Here is a 15,581-nt window from a genome sequence, read left to right as displayed (position 1 = left end):
CCACCAAGCCGCGCTTTCTCTCGCCGCTCTCGAGCGGCCCTGGCGCATCATCTCGACCGGATTGACCGCATCTTGCTGTGGGATGTGACGGTGATAGGCGGCGGAATCGCCGGTCTTTGCGCGGCAATCGCCGCGCGCCGCAGCGGCGCTTCGGTCCGCCTGCTCGAAGCGGCACCGCGCCCCCTACGCGGCGGCAACGCCCGTCACGGCCGCAATTTCCGGCTGACCCACGAGACGCCACAGGCTTATGTCCCTGATCGCTACACAGCGGATGAACTGCGCGCCGAGCTACGCAGCGTCACGGGCGACGGCACCGACCAAGTGCTGACGGAACTGTTGATCGAACGCGCGCGCAGCATCGCCGACTGGCTGATCGAGCACGGCGTGCATCTACAGCCGCCTGGCACCGGGGTGATGCCGTATTCCCGCCGCACCGCGTTTCCGCTCGGCGGCGGCAAGGCGATGATCAACGCGTTGTACGCCACCGCCGACCGGATGGGCGTCGCGATCAGCTACGACAGTGAGGCACGGTCGCTGCAGCGTGCCGAAGACGAAGGCTGGACGATCAACGTCCGATCCGCTGGGGCGGACGCCGCCATCCGCACGCGGAGCGTCGTTGTCTGTGCCGGTGGCCCCGGGGCCGACCCCGCCTGGTTGCAGGAAAATTTCGGCAGCACCGCCGAAGGCTGGATGGTCCGCGGCACGCCTTATTCGGACGGTCGTCTGCTCGATCTGCTGATCGCGGCCGGCGGCTGTACGATCGGCGATCCGACCACCTGTCATGTCGTTCCGGTCGACGCGCGCGGCCCGCAATTCGACGGCGGCATCGTTACCCGGATCACGTCGATTCCGCTCGGCCTCGTGGTCGACCGATCCGGCGCGCGCATCGATGTCGCAGGGGCCGGATCGCAGCCAACGCACTACGCCAAATGGGGACCAAGGATCGCCGCCTGCCCCGGCCAGATCGCTTATCTGGTGCTCGATACCCAAGGCCTCGCCCGTGCCGCGCCATCCGCCCTGGCGCCAGTCACTGCGCCGAACCTCGGCGAACTAGCTGCCGCGCTGCAGATCGATCCCACGGCTCTGTTGCAAAGCATCGAGGACTTCAATGCCGCCCCGGCCAACGCCGCGCGTACCATCGCGGAGCCACCATTTGCCGCCTATCCGATGCGGCCGGGGCTGACGTTCGTGCACTACGGCATCAAGGTGGATGCAACGATGCGGGTGGTCCAGGCCGACGGTCGCCGCCACGACGATCTGTTCGCGGCCGGCATGATCATGGCTGCGAATGTGCTGCGCCGCGGCTATCTCGCCGGGCTCGGCATCACCCTATCGGCAGTATTCGGCCAGATCGCAGGTGAGGAGGCAGCGCGCCATGTCCGCGGCTGATCCGATGCTCGAAGCCGAGCGCGTGCTGCGGATCTGCAGCGCCTGCATGTATTGCGATGGGCTCTGCCCGGTGTTTCCAGCGATCGACGGCAAGCACAACTTCAGCCTGAGCGACGTCAGCTACCTGTCGAACCTGTGCCACAACTGCCAGGGCTGCTGGCACGATTGCCAGTACGCACCACCGCATCCGTTCGCCGTCAATCTGCCGGCGACGTTCGCCGAACTGCGGCAGCACTCTTATGCCGACCATCTGTGGCCGCCCGCGCTCGGTCGCGCCTTTCGCGCCTCATCGCTCGCCGTGCCCGCCACCGTCGCGCTCGCGCTGCTGATCACCTTCGCGCTGGTGCTGGGCACGGGCTCACCAGAAGCATTACGGACGACATACGCTGGCGAAGGCGCGTTCTATCGCGTGCTGCCGTGGCCGGCGATGGCCGGGCTCGCAGGCGGCACGTTCGCGTGGGCGGTGACAGCGATCACGCTGGCGACCCTGCGATACTGGCGCACGATCGCGCCAAAGACGACGATCAGCGAGATCGTGCGCGCGCTGCCGATCGCGTTGTCGGACATCGTCACACTGCGCCACCTCGGCGGCGGCGGACCCGGCTGCCATGACCATGATGAGCGAACCTCGCAGCGGCGACGGATCTTGCATCACCTCACCGCCGGCGGCTTCGTGCTCAGCGGCCTGTCGACGATCGTAGCCTCGGCTTATCATCACCTGCTGGGCGTGATGGCGCCCTACCCGGTCGCCAGCCTGCCGGTGATGCTCGGGCTCGGCGGCGGCGTGACGATGACCGTCGGCGCTGTCGGGCTGCTGGGACTGGAAGCGTGGGCCGATCCTGCGCCGAGTGATCGCGGCGAAACCAGATTGAACGTTGCGTTTCTGATTCTGCTCACCCTGGTCGGCTCCAGTGGGCTCGCGGTGCTCGGCTTCCGCAGCACGCCGGCGATGGGGCTGTTGCTCACCACCCATCTCGGGCTGGTGTTCGGCCTGTTCGCCGCCCTGCCGTTCAGCAAGGCGCTGCACGCGCCGTTCCGGGCGGCGGCGCTGCTGCGTGCGGCGATCGACAGCCGCCGCAGCACGTTGGCGTGAGCCCCGGAGGCCTCCGGCGATACGCCTTGATCCCGATCAAGCTGGCGCGAATTTGATGAGGGCTCTCGGCGGCCAGTTGCCAATGATGGTCGATTGACAGTTCGCCGTTTCCGTCCCAAACATCCCGCGCCGACGGTGTCCTGTCCTCGGACAGGACGAAGAGGGAATATCGGAAGAACGCTGCCTTGCAGCGGTCGAGCCGAAGCTGCCCCCGCAACTGTAAACGGTGAGCCGACGCAACACGCCACTGGAGATATTCCGGGAAGGCTGCATCGGCGACGACCCGTGAGCCAGGAGACCTGCCGTCGCCTGCTATGATGACGTCGTTTCGGGCGGGGTGCCCCGGGATGTCTTTCGGCGGTCCGGAGTGCAGGTCCGTTCGCCGGTTTTGAGCCATCGCCCGCGATGGCCAACCGACGAGATTCGGCGCGATGCCGCCCACTGCGCTCCATCCCGGTGTCATTGCCGGTTCTCAGCCGTCGCTTCCGCCGGACCCCGCCGAGATCGCGGTGCTGTCGCCCTGCGCCGAGACGCTGGCGGCCTTCGTTCAGGCATGGCCCGGCAACGCCAACCGATTGTGCGTGAGCGATCTCGGAAGCTTCGCTGCGCAGGCATGTGATCGCTCCCTCGACGCGTCGCCGCTACGCGCGCTCCTGATCGCTCTGCCGGATCAGGCGCATCCTTGCCGTGAAGCCATCGAAGCAATCGCCGCATTCGCCGGCAGCCGACGCATTGCCTTCGCGGTCCTCTCTACCCGCGAGCAGCCCGACGTTCCGAGCGAACTGATCACTAACCTGCCCCCCACGACGCTCCGTCGCCTGAACAGGCTTTACATTCAGCGCGCTGGCGATGCCGCACACGCCATCCTGATGCAACTCGCCCTCGCCGCGGGCCTCAGCATCTCTGCCATGGACGCGCCGAGCGAGAGCGCGACTACCGAAGCCAACCAGCATCCCTCCATTCTCCCCGAGCTGATCGAGGACGCCGTCCGATGACCTACGCTTACGAACGAGACGGCGACGCGATCTATCGTCAGTCGTTTTCGATCATCCGCGCCGAAGCCGCGCTCGATCGGTTCACCCCCGACGAGGAAAAGATTGCGGTGCGTATCATCCACGCCAGCGGCATGGTCGAAGTCGCCGGCGACATCGCGTTCACGCCCGGATTTGTATCGTCCGGCCGCGCCGCGCTGCAGGCCGGGGCGCCGATCCTGTGCGACGCCCAGATGGTCGCCAACGGCGTCACCCGCAAGCGGCTGCCGGCCGACAACGAGGTGATCTGCACGCTGAACCATCCCGACGTTCCTGCGCTTGCCGCACAGCTCGGCACCACCCGATCGGCCGCCGCAGTCGATCTATGGCGCGACCGGATGCAGGGCGCGGTGGTGGCGATCGGCAATGCGCCGACCGCGCTGTTCCGCCTGCTCGAAATTCTGGCAGAGCCTGGCGCACCGCGCCCCGCGGCGATTATCGGCATCCCGGTCGGATTCGTCGGCGCCGCCGAATCCAAGGAAGCGCTGCTGGCGGACTCGCCCTCGCCTTGCGTGATCGTGCGTGGCCGCCGCGGTGGCAGCGCGATGACCGCGGCCGCAATCAACGCCCTGGCGAGCGAACGCGAATGAGCGCACCGACCGTTTACGGCGTCGGTGTCGGCCCCGGCGCACCCGACCTGATGAGCGTCCGCGCCGCGCAGCTGGTCGGCGAAGCGCGGGTGGTGGCGTATTTCCGCAAAGCCGGACGCCCCGGTCACGCCCGCCGCATCGCCGACGGACTGTTACCGGACGGCGTGATCGAAGAGCCGATGGACTATCCGGTAACGACCGAAATCACCCTCGACGATCCGGCCTATGCGGCGACGCTGCGCAGCTTCTACGAACAATGCGTCGCGCGGCTTTCCGAGCACATCGCGCAAGGCCGCGACGTCGTCGTGCTGTGTGAAGGCGATCCGTTCCTGTACGGCTCGTTCATGCATCTGCACAGCCGGCTGGCGCCGCGCGTCCGCGTCGAAGTCGTCCCCGGCATCTCCGGCATGGCGGCGTGCTGGACCGCGAGCGGCACGCCGATCACTTACGGCGACGACGTGCTTTGCGTGGTGCCAGCGACGCTCGGGCCGGACCGGCTGAAGGCGGCGTTCGCCACCGGCGATGCGATCGTGATCATGAAGCTCGGCCGCAATCTGCCGAAGGTGCGCCGCGCCCTCGACGACGCCGGCCTGCTCGATCGCGCGATCTATGTCGAGCGCGGCGCGATGGCCGATCAGGTGGTGATGCCGCTCGCCGACAAGACCACCGACGACGCGCCCTACTTCTCGATCGTGCTGGTCCACGGACAGGGGCGACGGCCATGACCGGATCTGTCGTTGTCGCGGGCCTCGGGCCCGGCGCGCAGGAACTGATCACACCGGAAGTCAGCGCCGCGCTGGCGCATGCGACCGATATCGTCGGCTACGCACCTTATGTCGCTCGCGTCGCCGAACGCGACGGCTTGCAGCGGCACGCTTCCGACAACCGCGAAGAACTCGATCGCGCAGGCTTCGCGCTGCGGCTGGCGACCGAGGGCCGGCATGTCGTCATCGTCTCCTCCGGCGATCCGGGCGTGTTCGCGATGGCGGCGGCGCTGTTCGAGGCGATCGAGGCCGGCGATCCGTCGTGGCGCGAGCTCGACATTCGCGTGCTCCCCGGCATCAGCGCGATGTTCGCCGCTGCAGCGCGGATCGGCGCGCCGCTCGGCCACGATTTCTGCGCGATCAACCTGTCGGACAATCTCAAGCCGTGGGAGACCGTCGAGAAGCGGCTGCGCGCCGCAGCGGAAGCCGATTTCGTGATCGCGCTGTACAACCCGATCTCGAAAGCCCGCCCCTGGCAGCTCGGCCGCGCCTTCGAGCTGCTGCGCAGCATCCATCCGGCGTCGGTGCCGGTGATCTTTGCGACCGCTATCAGCGATCCGCGCGAACGCATCGACGTGGCGCCGCTCGGCGAGGCGGTGCCGCAACGCGCCGACATGCGCACGCTGGTGATGATCGGCTCGTCGCAGACCAAGATCATTCCGCGTCGCAGCGGCTCCGCTTTCGTCTACACCCCGCGGTTCTCTGGAGCGCTGTCGTGACCAAGCCAGGCCATCACGTCGGCGACCGTGGCGACACAGTGCCGATCCGGCACCGCGGGCCGCTTCACCATGATCACCGGCAGCCCGAGTTCGCGCGCCGCGGTGATCTTGGCGACGGCTGCATCGCCGCCGGCGTTCTTGGCGACGACGATCTCGGTACGGTGCGCCTGCAGCAGCGCGCGGTCGCCGGCGAGATCGAACGGTCCGCGCGCCACCACGATATCGACGTTCGGCAACGGCAGCGGCCCGCGCGGTGGATCGACCAGCCGCACCAGATAAGCGTGCTGCGGCTGCGACGCGAACAATTCGAGGTTCTGGCGGCCGATGCCGAGAAACACCCGCCGCGGCGCAGCGCCGAGCGCACCGACCGCCTGATCGAGATCATTGACTTCGGTCCAGCGATCGCCAGTGGTGGCCTGCCACGCCGGCCGCTCCAGCGCCAGCAGCGGCACACCGGCTTCGGCGCAGGCGATCACCGCATGGCGGCTCATCTGCGCCGCGAACGGATGCGTCGCGTCGACGACGCGCTCGATCCGCTCGGCGCGCAAGTAATCGACCAGACCGCCGACGCCGCCGAAACCACCAACCCGAAACGGGATCGGCGGCGGCTTCGGGTGATCGGTACGGCCCGCGAACGACAGAACCGCGTCAATGTTGGGCTCGGCGGCGATCGTCCTGGCCAGCGCCGAGGCATCGGCCGTGCCACCGAGGATCAACACGCGCGAGCGATGCGATGAAGGGAGCGTCATGATCCGCAGCGATGACACGACGCAGCCCTGGCTGTCCATCGTCGGAATCGGTGAGGACGGCCTCGACGGGTTGTCGGCGCGCGCACGGGCGCTGCTGGACACAGCCGAACTGATCGTCGGCGGTGATCGCCATCTCTCCCTCGTCGCCGCATTGAACAAGCCCACAATGCCGTGGCGCGTGCCGTTCGCGGCCTCGCTCCCCGACGTGCTGGCGCAGCGTGGCCGCCGCGTCGTGGTGCTGTGCTCCGGCGATCCGTTCTGGCACGGCGCCGGCGCGGTACTGGCCGATCATCTCGCGCCCAAGGAATGGACCGCCGTCCCGGCGCCATCAACCTTTGCGTGGGCTGCGGCGCGGCTCGGCTGGCGCCTGGAGGACGCGGTGACGTTCGGCCTGCACGCGCGGCCGGTCACGACGCTGCGTCCGCATCTCCGCCCGCAGGCGCGGCTGATCGTGCTGGTGCGCGACGGCGCCGCGGTCGGCGACATCGCCGCGTATCTCGCAGCGAACGGCTTCGGCGCGTCCGAGCTCACCGTGCTCGAGGCACTTGGCGGCCCGCGCGAGCGCGTGCGGCGGACCACCGCCTCGATCTTCGCTTTCCCCGACGTCACTGCTCCAGTCGCACTCGGCATCGCCGCATCCGCGGAGCCGAATGCCTTGATCATGCCGTGCGTCAGCGGCATGCCGGACGAGCTGTTTCACCACGACGGCCAGCTCACCAAGCGCGAGATCCGCGCGGTGACGCTGTCGACGCTGGCGCCGCGCGGCCACGAGCTGCTCTGGGACATCGGCGCCGGCGCCGGCTCAATCGGAATCGAATGGCTGCTGGCGGCGCGCAGCAATCGCGCGATCGGCATCGAAACGCGCGCCGACCGTCTCGCCACCGCACGTGCCAATGCCGAGGCGCTCGGCGTGCCCCAGTTCGATCTGCGGCTCGGCGCCGCGCCCGAGGCGCTCGCCGGACTGCCCACCCCGGACGCGGTGTTTATCGGCGGCGGTGCCAGCCGTCAGGGCGTGATGAATGCGGTGTGGCAGGCGCTACCCGCAGGTGGCCGGCTGGTGGTCAATGCGGTGACGCTGGAGACCGAAGCGCTGCTGATCGACTGGCATCGTCGTCACGGCGGCGAGCTGCTGCGGCTCGGCGTCGAGCGCGCCGCGCCGGTCGGCGGGCTGACCGGATGGCGCGCGGCGATGCCGGTGGTGCAATGGAGCGTCCGCAAATGACCGCGGTCGTCATCGGCATCGGCTTCCGCGCCGTCACCCCTGCCTCGTCGATCATCGACGTGATCGAAGCCGCGCGCCGCACCGCCGCACCGCACCTGCCATCGGCGCTGGCAACCGCTGCCGACAAGGCCGCTCACAATGGCTTACGTGAGGCAGCGACGGCAACGGCTCTCCCGGTGTTGCCGATCGAAGCGACTGCGCTCGATCAAGCCGCCGCACGTATCACCACGTCCTCCGCCGTGGTCGCGCATCACCGCGGCGTCGGCAGCGTCTGCGAAGCCGCGGCGCTGGCTGCCGCCGGACCGACCGCGCGCCTGATCGTGTCCCGTTTGATTTCACAGGATCGCCTCGCGACGGCCGCGGTGGCGATCGAGGAGCCGCTGCCATGACCGTCCACTTCATCGGCGCCGGCCCGGGCGCGCCCGACCTGATCACCGTGCGCGGCCGCGACCTGGTGATGCGCTGCCCGGTGTGCCTCTATGCCGGCTCATTAGTCCCGCGTGAGATCGTCGCGCTATGCCCGAAGGACGCGCGCGTCGTCGACACCGCGCCGCTCGATCTCGACGCCATCACGGCGGAGTTCGTTGCCGCTGCCGAAGCAGGCTACGACGTTGCCCGGCTGCATTCCGGCGACCTGTCGGTGTGGAGCGCGATGGGCGAACAGATCCGCCGGCTGGAGCAGCACGGCATCCCCTACACCGTCACGCCCGGGGTGCCGTCGTTCGCAGCGGCGGCCGCCGTGCTCGGCCGCGAACTGACACTACCGGAAGTCGCCCAGACCGTGGTGCTGACGCGCACCTCCGGCCGCGCCTCGGCGATGCCGCCACGCGAGACTCTGGAAGCGTTCGCCGCCACCGGCGCGACGCTGGCAATCCATCTGTCGATCCACGTCCTTGCCGACGTCGTCAAACGGCTGCGTCCGCATTATGGCGACGACGGCCCGGTCGCGGTGGTGGTGCGCGCGAGCTGGCCGGAGCAGCAGGTGATCCGCGGCACGCTCGGCTCGATCGCCGCGCAGGTCGCCGCCGAAGGCATCGACCGCACCGCGTTGATCCTGGTCGGGCCATCGCTCGCCGCCACCGATTTCCGCGAGAGCTCGCTGTACGCTCCCGACTACGACCGCCGCTATCGCCGCTCGGCGGAGGACGGCCGTGACCGTGACTGATCACGTCGTAACAACCGCGACGAACGGCCGTCCGCCAGGGCTGATCATCGCGGCGCCGTCGACCAATAGCGGCAAGACGACGGTGACGCTGGCGCTGCACGCGGCCCTGCGCCGCCGTGGCCTCACCGTGCAGCCGTACAAATGCGGACCCGATTACATCGACCCGGCGTTTCACGAGATCGCCGCCGGCAGGCCCTGCTACAATCTGGATTCCTGGTCGTTCGGACAAGACCGCATTACGTCCCTCCTCGATGCTGCGGCGGGCGCCGATCTCTGCCTCGCCGAAGGCGTGATGGGGCTGTTCGATGGCGGCAGCGCCATCGGCGCGTGGGGTAACGGCGCAACCGCCGATATCGCCGCGTTCACCGGCTGGCCGGTGGCGCTGGTGATCGACGTCGCCGGTCAGGCGCAGTCCGCCGCCGCTCTGGCGCTCGGGTTTGCCGGCTATCGCAACGACGTCCGCATCGCCGGCGTCATCCTCAACAACGTCGCCAGCCCGCGCCATGAAGCGCTGGTCCGCGATGGTTTCGCCGCGCACGACATTCCGGTGCTGGGCAGCTTCGAGCGGCAACGCGATCTCACGCTGAAGAATCGCCATCTCGGCCTGGTGCAGGCGCGCGAGACCGCGAGGCTCGACACCCGCCTGCAGCAACTCGCCGACAGCGCCATGCGTGGTATCGACCTCGACGCGCTGATCCGCGCTGCGCAGCCGGCGCGTCCGATCGCATCGACGATACGTCCGCTGCCGCCGCCCGGCCAGCGTATCGCGCTGGCGCATGACGATGCGTTCTCGTTCATCTATCCGCACCTCACCGCCGGCTGGCGCGCGGCCGGCGCCGAGATCGTGCCGTTTTCGCCGTTGAATGATGAAGGCCCCGATCCATCCTGCGACACCGCATGGCTGCCGGGCGGCTATCCCGAGCTACACGCCGGGCGACTTGCGGCGGCGACGCGATTCAAGGCGGCGCTCGGCGCATTCGCGGAAACCCGCCCGGTGCACGGCGAGTGCGGCGGCTACATGACGCTCGGTGCCGGCCTGATCGATGCCGACGGCACGCGCCATGCGATGGCCGGACTGCTCGGCCTCGAAACCGACTTCGCCAGCCGCAAGCTGCATCTCGGCTACCGGCTCGCGACCTTGCAGGCCGCAGCCGCCGGCCATGCGGCGGGCACCGTTCTGCGCGGCCATGAATATCACTACGCGCGCGTCGTCGCCGTGGCGGACGAGCCGCTCGCCGAAATCCGCGATCCCGCCGGCCGACTCACTGATGAGACCGGCAGCCGCCGCGGCCACGTCACCGGCACCTTCTTCCATCTGATCGATGTCGCCGAGGGGGCGATCGCCTGATGTCCAACTCTTTCGAAAGCGCCGCTGCACCCGGCCGCATCACGCTGGTCGGCGCCGGCCCGGGCGATGCCGACCTGCTGACACTGCGCGCGATCAAGCGCCTGCAGGCCGCAGACGTGGTGCTGTACGACGACCTCGCCGGCGAAGACTTCATGGCGTATCTCGATCCCAACGCCGAGATGGTCGCGGTCGGCAAGCGCGCCGGCCATCCCTCGCCGCGCCAGGATGAAGTCAGCCGGCTCGCGATCAGCTACGCGCTGCATGGCAAGCATGTGGTGCGGCTGAAGGCCGGCGATCCGACACTGTTTGCCCGCGCCGACGAGGAGCTGCGGGCCGCGCGCGAGGCCGGTATCGCGGTCGAGATCGTGCCCGGCATCACCACGGCGACCGCTGCTGCCGCCACGATCGGCGCATCGCTGACCAAGCGCGGCGTCGCGCGCCGGGTGCAGTTCGTCACCGGCCATGATGTCGACGGCCGCCTACCGCGCGATCTCGACCTCGCAGCGCTGGCCGACGCCACCGCAACGACCTGCGTCTATATGGGCAAGGCCACCTTCCCGGCCCTCGCGGCGCAACTGATCGCCCGCGGCCTGGACGCAGCGACGCCGGCCGTGATGGTCGAAAGCCTCGGCTCCGATGCGACCAACGTGCAACGGGGCAGCGTCAGCGAGATCGCCGCGCGCCTCACCGCCGACCGGCCGGCCGGCCCCTGCATGATTTTGTACGGCGCAGCGCTGGAGGAGAGCTGATCGCCAGCACGCGGCCGGCGACGACGACGCGTTCACTGCCGCGGCGCGGCCGCCGCAACGCCTCGGCGCTGGCTGATCTGCTCGATCGCGTCGGATAGTCGATCGAGCGCAACCGGCAGCATCGCGCCGCCGCAGACCGTGAGCTGATCTGGAACAACGATCCGTCGGCTAGCCGGATAGGCCTGCTGGATCGCGGGATGCAGCAGCAGAGCCTTGCCCTGATCTTCAGCCACCGGCTGCTCTTCGGATACGAGTAAAAGGTCCGGCCGCGATGCGACGATCGCTTCGAGCGAGGCGAAGCCGCCATAGGCGAAACCAAGGTCGGACGCCGCATTCGACAGGCCAGCGGTCTGCAGCAGCGAGCTGAGCAGACTATCGCCGCCGGTCACCCAGCCGCGCCGCGACAACGCCAGCACCCGGCCCTGCCACCGCGAGGCGGTGCGTCGTGCCCGCTCCGCGGCCTGATCGACCGACGCGATCATCGCCTCCGAGCGTTCAGGATGGCCGACCAGCGCGCCGACTCGTCGGATCTGAAGTTTCACCTCGTCGATCGTCCGCGGCACGTCGAACTCTTCGACCGGAATGTTCTGCGCGCGCAGCAACTCGCGCGTGGCACGCTTGCCGTAGCGGCCGGCCAGCACCACGTCGGGCGCGAGCATCAACAGATCCTCGGCCTCACCGGACAGCTTCGGAAATCGCTCAGCCTCCTTGGCGAGCCACGACAGCCTCGGATCACGCGCATACGGTCCGAGGCCAGCGATCTGGTCGGCATCAGCCAGGGCGATTAGCAACTGATCGGTGCACATGTTGATCGAGGCGATCCGCTTGGAGGCGGCGAACGCTGGCGAGGCCAGCAAACCAACGGCGGCGACCACCAGCAACAAGCGGGAACGCCAGCGAGGCGCACGCCGGTCACGCAACGCGACGGGGGGCCGGACGCCGCAATGCGGCGCAATTGTTCTGTCCAAGACGACATCCTCCGCCGGCCCATCGCCGAACGAGTTGCACACCATGCACCGGCCGGTCTCCTGGCTCGCGGATATCCGTCGCGTCCGCCTTCCCGGCCAGTTCGGCCAGTGGCATTCGAGGACGCTCCGATCCGCCCACAGTTGCGAGGGCAGCTGCGGCATTGGGGCATCGCCCCGCACCGCATTCCCGTTTCACCTCTCTCAGCGAAAGGCACCGGTACACGTCTGGGTTAAGCACGTCGCCCAGCCCCCGGCAAGACGACCATCTTCCGCAGCCTACCTGGCAAGCAAAAAGCCGGGAGGTGCAGTCAGGCACCACCCGGCTTGAACTTCACGGCTTCTCGCCGCCGGTTCGCTTACTTTCGCATCGGCGTGGTTGCGCCCGACTGGCCGTCCGAGCTCGGCGTCGTCGAATTGGTCGCGCCGTGCGCGCTGCCCGAGCCCTGACCACCACGATCGGAGTTCGACGGGCCGCCACCGCCCGCGCCGCCGCCAGCCGCGCCACCGGCGCCCGCGCCTGCTCCACCGGCTCCTGCGCCGGCACCGCCGGCCCCGGCACCACCACCCGCGCCGCCGCCGGCTCCACCGCCGCCACCACCGCCTTGGGCCATCACTTGGCTCGCGCCAAGCGCCAGCACTGCGAGCACGGCCATCGCTGTCGTCGTCTTCCGCACCATCATCGTCGCTCCTGTCATTGTTCTGATTGCTGAGTTGCGCAGAGGTCAACGGAGCTTCGGAGACGCCGTTCCTAACTAACCAGTCGCGTCTTCAGGTCGCGGCGTTCCAGCCGGGCAACAGGAACAACCGACCATGTTCGGCTTTTCCCCTCGCCATCAACGACGAGGAACTGCAGATGAAAGCTCTGACCTGGCACGGCAAGAACGACATCCGCTGCGAGAGCGTGCCGGATCCGAAAATCGAACACGGCCGCGATGCGATCATCAAAGTGACGGCCTGCGCGATCTGCGGTTCGGACCTGCACCTGATGGACGGCATCATGCCGTCGATGCAGAGCGGTGACGTGCTCGGCCACGAGACCATGGGTGAAGTCGTCGAGGTCGGTTCCGAGAATACCAAGCTCAAGGTCGGCGATCGGGTGGTGGTCCCGTTCACCATTTCCTGCGGCGAATGCTTCTTCTGCCAGCGCGGCTTCTATTCAGGCTGCGAGCGATCGAATCCCAACGCCAAAGCGGCTGAGAAGATGTGGGGCCATTCGCCCGCTGGCCTGTTCGGCTACTCGCATATGCTCGGCGGCTATGCCGGTGGTCAGGCCGAGTATCTGCGCGTGCCGTATGCCGACGTCGGTCCGATCAAAGTGCCCGATGGACTGACCGACGAGCAGGTTCTGTTCCTGTCCGATATCTTCCCGACCGGTTTCATGGCAGCGGACTTCTGCAATCTCAAAGGCGGCGAGACAGTTGCGGTGTGGGGCTGCGGCCCGGTCGGCCAGATGGCGATCAAGAGCGCCTTCCTGCTCGGCGCCGAACGCGTGATCGCGATCGACACGGTGCCGGAGCGCATGGAGATGGCGCGGCAATCCGGCGCGATCGTGATCAACTTCATGGACGATGACGTCTACGACAAGATCCAGGATCTCACCAACGGCCGCGGTGCCGACGCGTGCATCGACGCGGTCGGAACCGAAGCGGCCGCAATGGCGAGCTTCGACTCGATGGTCGACCGCGTGAAGATGGCCACCTTCATGGGCACGGACCGGCCGCACGTGTTGCGCCAGGCGATCCACTGCTGCCGAAACTTTGGCACAGTGTCGATCGTCGGCGTCTATGGTGGGCTGCTCGACAAGATCCCGATGGGTTCGGCGATCAACCGCGGCCTGACGATGCGGATGGCGCAGACTCCGGTGCAGCATTATCTGCCGCAACTGCTCGGCCGCATCCAAAACGGCGAGATCGATCCTTCCTTCGTGATCACCCACCGCGCCACGTTGGAAGAAGGCCCGGAACTCTACAAGACCTTCCGCGACAAGAAGGAGGGCTGCATCAAGGTGGTGATGAAACCAACCTGAGCGAGCTCAGCTCATAGAACGACATACAAAGACTTCATCCTGGCCGGGATCGCCCGGCCATCGTCGTTCTAGGAGGGATCAAGTCCGACGGTGCACGGCACCAACGAAATGGCCGGGCTGAGCCCGGCCACAGTCTTCCGATTTATCAGGAGTATAAGCTCAGGCCGCCTGGGCCTGAACGTAGGATCGTGTGACGCTGTCGATGTTCTGGTCGATCCACGCCGCCATCGCTTCTTCTTCCTTCAGGGACGCCTGCAGCAATGGCTCGGCCGAACCGAAGCCAGCGATGTCGGCAAGCGCCAATAGCGATTTGTAGGCGGCGATTTCGAAATGTTCGAAGGCGTTGTTGGCGAAGGTGTTCTTCAAAATCTCGTCGGGCATCACGGTGTGAGCCAGTGCCGCCATATTGCCCATGAACGACTGCGTGGTGTCCTTCAGCATCGAGGCGCTTTCGCCGCAGGCGGACAGGCACTCGTCGAGCCGCTTGAGCTGACCTTCGGTTTCCCGCAAATGCTGCTGCACCCGGGCTTTCACTTCCGGATAGTCGTCGAGCCGTTCGGACTGCCGCTCCATCATCTCCCGCGCCTGGGTCTCCATGGCGTGGGCATTGCGCAGCCCGGTAACAAAGATCTCACGTGCGTCCTGAGCCATTCTTCAGTCTCCAGTTGAAATGATCGCGCGTTCAACGTGGCCGGATGTGCACCGTTCCTATCGGAACCAGCCTTCGCCTTGCGTCAAAACTTCCAGAGATCGAACAGCATCTCTCGACCGACGAGATCGATCTGCTGGCCGTATCGGGTGCGGTACATCGTCATCAGTGCGTCATGACCAGGGTCGGACGAGCTGCACAGCGCATCCTCGACCAGCACGACGCGAAAACCAAGGTCCACCGCATCGAGCACTGTGGCGAGCACGCAGACGTCGGTCTCAGCCCCCGTGACCACCACGGTGCCAACGCCGCGCTCGACAAGCATCGATGCCAAAGGCGAGTGCTTGAAGGCGGAGTACACCGGCTTGTCGATCACCTGCGCGGGCGGCACCAAGCGTTGCAACTCCGGCACCAGGTCGAGCTGTTCCGGCTCCAGATTGGGCCGCAAAGCGGCCTCCCAGCGCTGGTAGTAACGCTGCCACCGCCCCGGCCGCTGCTCCGGATGCTCGGGCGTGATGAAGCGGGTGAAGATCGTTGATCTCGCATAGTGGTTCGAGACATCCACGACCACCGGCAGGACGCGCTCCATCCACGGCGTCTCCCACACACCGCCGCGCGCGAAGATCCGCTGCATATCGACGCAGAGGTGGATGGCAGCCTCGATCGGCTCGGCCGGTGGCGGCTTGATCATGACGCGATCGGGCGCGCTGTGCGCGGGCGCAGCTCCGTGATGGCCGCCAGGATCAGCGCGGCGATGCCGACCACGGCGCTGATCACCCCGAGGAGTGATAGCCAGAGGAAGATGCCAAGGGCGAGCATTGCAACGCCAAACACCACGTCGAGCGCTAGATGCCACGGCACCGGCAGTAGCCGCACGACGCCCCACTCGTAATCGGTGATCAGGCTGTAGATGATTCCGGCGCAGCCCACCGCCGTGAACATCCAGCGCAGGCCCCCCTGCTCACCGGCTATGAACGGCAACGCCAGCACCAGCACCGACACCAGGTAGTCGATCGCGCCATGAAGGCGGGTCGGGATCACACGCACGTCGCTCTCCATCGTGGATAAGCAAAGAACCGTCGGCCTCGGGCCACGTTCCAATCCGGCGCTCAGGCTGAG

The 15,581-nt window shown here is 67.6% G+C and carries 18 protein-coding genes and 2 riboswitches; of the genes, 12 read left to right on the top strand and 6 right to left on the bottom strand.

The window, feature by feature from the left end; genetic code table 11:
• The first annotated feature begins 84 nt into the window (after nucleotides 1-84).
• From tcuA to cobJ, 6 genes are all read left to right on the top strand, one after another.
• Entirely contained in the window at nucleotides 85-1,389 is a 1,305-nt protein-coding gene (tcuA, locus tag VRZ08_RS06010) for an FAD-dependent tricarballylate dehydrogenase TcuA (RefSeq protein ID WP_414532180.1), read from the top strand.
• A complete protein-coding gene (tcuB, locus tag VRZ08_RS06005; protein ID WP_414531953.1) occupies nucleotides 1,376-2,482 on the top strand; it encodes a tricarballylate utilization 4Fe-4S protein TcuB in 1,107 nt (368 codons plus the stop codon). Before tcuA ends, tcuB begins: the two co-directional genes overlap by 14 nt.
• Before the next feature lie 116 nt (nucleotides 2,483-2,598).
• Nucleotides 2,599-2,804, top strand: a riboswitch (cobalamin riboswitch).
• Between the two features lie 109 nt (nucleotides 2,805-2,913).
• Nucleotides 2,914-3,477 (top strand): hypothetical protein, encoded by a 564-nt coding sequence (locus VRZ08_RS06000; protein ID WP_414531952.1) that lies wholly within the window; start codon nucleotides 2,914-2,916, stop codon nucleotides 3,475-3,477.
• The gene (locus tag VRZ08_RS05995) at nucleotides 3,474-4,103 is read left to right on the top strand and encodes a precorrin-8X methylmutase (RefSeq protein ID WP_414531951.1); all 630 of its coding nucleotides are present in this window, start codon (nucleotides 3,474-3,476) and stop codon (nucleotides 4,101-4,103) included. The genes VRZ08_RS06000 and VRZ08_RS05995 overlap by 4 nt, the downstream gene beginning before the upstream one ends.
• The gene (locus VRZ08_RS05990) at nucleotides 4,100-4,828 is read left to right on the top strand and encodes a precorrin-2 C(20)-methyltransferase (RefSeq protein WP_414531950.1); all 729 of its coding nucleotides are present in this window, start codon (nucleotides 4,100-4,102) and stop codon (nucleotides 4,826-4,828) included. The genes VRZ08_RS05995 and VRZ08_RS05990 overlap by 4 nt, the downstream gene beginning before the upstream one ends.
• Complete coding sequence (cobJ, locus tag VRZ08_RS05985) at nucleotides 4,825-5,586, top strand: precorrin-3B C(17)-methyltransferase (protein ID WP_414531949.1); 762 nt, start codon at nucleotides 4,825-4,827, stop codon at nucleotides 5,584-5,586. The genes VRZ08_RS05990 and cobJ overlap by 4 nt, the downstream gene beginning before the upstream one ends.
• Here cobJ and VRZ08_RS05980 read toward each other — a convergent pair.
• Nucleotides 5,553-6,335 carry a cobalt-precorrin-6A reductase gene (locus VRZ08_RS05980; RefSeq protein WP_414531948.1) on the bottom strand — a complete coding sequence of 261 codons (783 nt, stop codon included), beginning with the start codon at nucleotides 6,333-6,335 and terminating at the stop codon, nucleotides 5,553-5,555. The genes cobJ and VRZ08_RS05980 overlap by 34 nt on opposite strands.
• Here VRZ08_RS05980 and cbiE point away from each other — a divergent pair.
• The 5 genes from cbiE to cobA are packed head-to-tail and all read left to right on the top strand — an operon-like array spanning nucleotide 6,334 to nucleotide 10,819.
• A complete protein-coding gene (gene cbiE / locus VRZ08_RS05975; protein WP_414531947.1) occupies nucleotides 6,334-7,557 on the top strand; it encodes a precorrin-6y C5,15-methyltransferase (decarboxylating) subunit CbiE in 1,224 nt (407 codons plus the stop codon). The genes VRZ08_RS05980 and cbiE overlap by 2 nt on opposite strands.
• On the top strand, nucleotides 7,554-7,946 hold the full coding sequence (locus tag VRZ08_RS05970) for a cobalamin biosynthesis protein (RefSeq protein ID WP_414531946.1): 393 nt from the start codon (nucleotides 7,554-7,556) through the stop codon (nucleotides 7,944-7,946). The genes cbiE and VRZ08_RS05970 overlap by 4 nt, the downstream gene beginning before the upstream one ends.
• Nucleotides 7,943-8,722 carry a precorrin-4 C(11)-methyltransferase gene (cobM, locus tag VRZ08_RS05965; RefSeq protein WP_414531945.1) on the top strand — a complete coding sequence of 260 codons (780 nt, stop codon included), beginning with the start codon at nucleotides 7,943-7,945 and terminating at the stop codon, nucleotides 8,720-8,722. The genes VRZ08_RS05970 and cobM overlap by 4 nt, the downstream gene beginning before the upstream one ends.
• Nucleotides 8,709-10,070, top strand: a complete 1,362-nt coding sequence (locus tag VRZ08_RS05960; RefSeq protein WP_414531944.1) for a cobyrinate a,c-diamide synthase — start codon at nucleotides 8,709-8,711, stop codon at nucleotides 10,068-10,070. The genes cobM and VRZ08_RS05960 overlap by 14 nt, the downstream gene beginning before the upstream one ends.
• Complete coding sequence (cobA, locus tag VRZ08_RS05955; protein ID WP_414531943.1) at nucleotides 10,070-10,819, top strand: uroporphyrinogen-III C-methyltransferase; 750 nt, start codon at nucleotides 10,070-10,072, stop codon at nucleotides 10,817-10,819. Before VRZ08_RS05960 ends, cobA begins: the two co-directional genes overlap by 1 nt.
• Nucleotides 10,820-10,851: 32 nt before the next feature.
• Here the strand turns inward: cobA and VRZ08_RS05950 are convergent, their stop codons facing one another.
• Both VRZ08_RS05950 and VRZ08_RS05945 read right to left on the bottom strand, forming a co-directional pair.
• The gene (locus VRZ08_RS05950) at nucleotides 10,852-11,787 is read right to left on the bottom strand and encodes an ABC transporter substrate-binding protein (RefSeq protein WP_414531942.1); all 936 of its coding nucleotides are present in this window, start codon (nucleotides 11,785-11,787) and stop codon (nucleotides 10,852-10,854) included.
• A 32-nt stretch (nucleotides 11,788-11,819) separates the two neighbouring features.
• Nucleotides 11,820-12,021, bottom strand: a riboswitch (cobalamin riboswitch).
• 122 nt (nucleotides 12,022-12,143) lie between these two features.
• Nucleotides 12,144-12,467: a hypothetical protein gene (locus VRZ08_RS05945; protein WP_408017105.1), complete on the bottom strand. Its 324-nt coding sequence runs from the start codon at nucleotides 12,465-12,467 to the stop codon at nucleotides 12,144-12,146.
• Between the two features lie 173 nt (nucleotides 12,468-12,640).
• Here VRZ08_RS05945 and VRZ08_RS05940 point away from each other — a divergent pair, with 173 nt between their 5' ends.
• Complete coding sequence (locus tag VRZ08_RS05940; RefSeq protein WP_414531941.1) at nucleotides 12,641-13,813, top strand: zinc-dependent alcohol dehydrogenase; 1,173 nt, start codon at nucleotides 12,641-12,643, stop codon at nucleotides 13,811-13,813.
• A 159-nt stretch (nucleotides 13,814-13,972) separates the two neighbouring features.
• Here the strand turns inward: VRZ08_RS05940 and VRZ08_RS05935 are convergent, their stop codons facing one another.
• The 3 genes from VRZ08_RS05935 to VRZ08_RS05925 all read right to left on the bottom strand — a co-directional run bounded on the left by VRZ08_RS05935 (nucleotide 13,973) and on the right by VRZ08_RS05925 (nucleotide 15,509).
• On the bottom strand, nucleotides 13,973-14,464 hold the full coding sequence (locus VRZ08_RS05935) for a ferritin-like domain-containing protein (protein WP_414531940.1): 492 nt from the start codon (nucleotides 14,462-14,464) through the stop codon (nucleotides 13,973-13,975).
• A gap of 83 nt (nucleotides 14,465-14,547) precedes the next feature.
• On the bottom strand, nucleotides 14,548-15,153 hold the full coding sequence (locus tag VRZ08_RS05930) for a cysteine hydrolase family protein (protein ID WP_414531939.1): 606 nt from the start codon (nucleotides 15,151-15,153) through the stop codon (nucleotides 14,548-14,550).
• On the bottom strand, nucleotides 15,150-15,509 hold the full coding sequence (locus VRZ08_RS05925; RefSeq protein WP_414531938.1) for a hypothetical protein: 360 nt from the start codon (nucleotides 15,507-15,509) through the stop codon (nucleotides 15,150-15,152). Before VRZ08_RS05925 ends, VRZ08_RS05930 begins: the two co-directional genes overlap by 4 nt.
• Between the last annotated feature and the right edge of the window lie 72 nt (nucleotides 15,510-15,581).

The sequence above is a fragment of the Rhodopseudomonas sp. G2_2311 genome (assembly GCF_047501505.1).
Classification (GTDB): Bacteria; Pseudomonadota; Alphaproteobacteria; order Rhizobiales; family Xanthobacteraceae; genus Rhodopseudomonas; species Rhodopseudomonas palustris_H.
The sequence above is the reverse complement of the archived record's forward strand: the minus strand, read 5'-3'. Positions and strand labels throughout refer to the sequence as shown.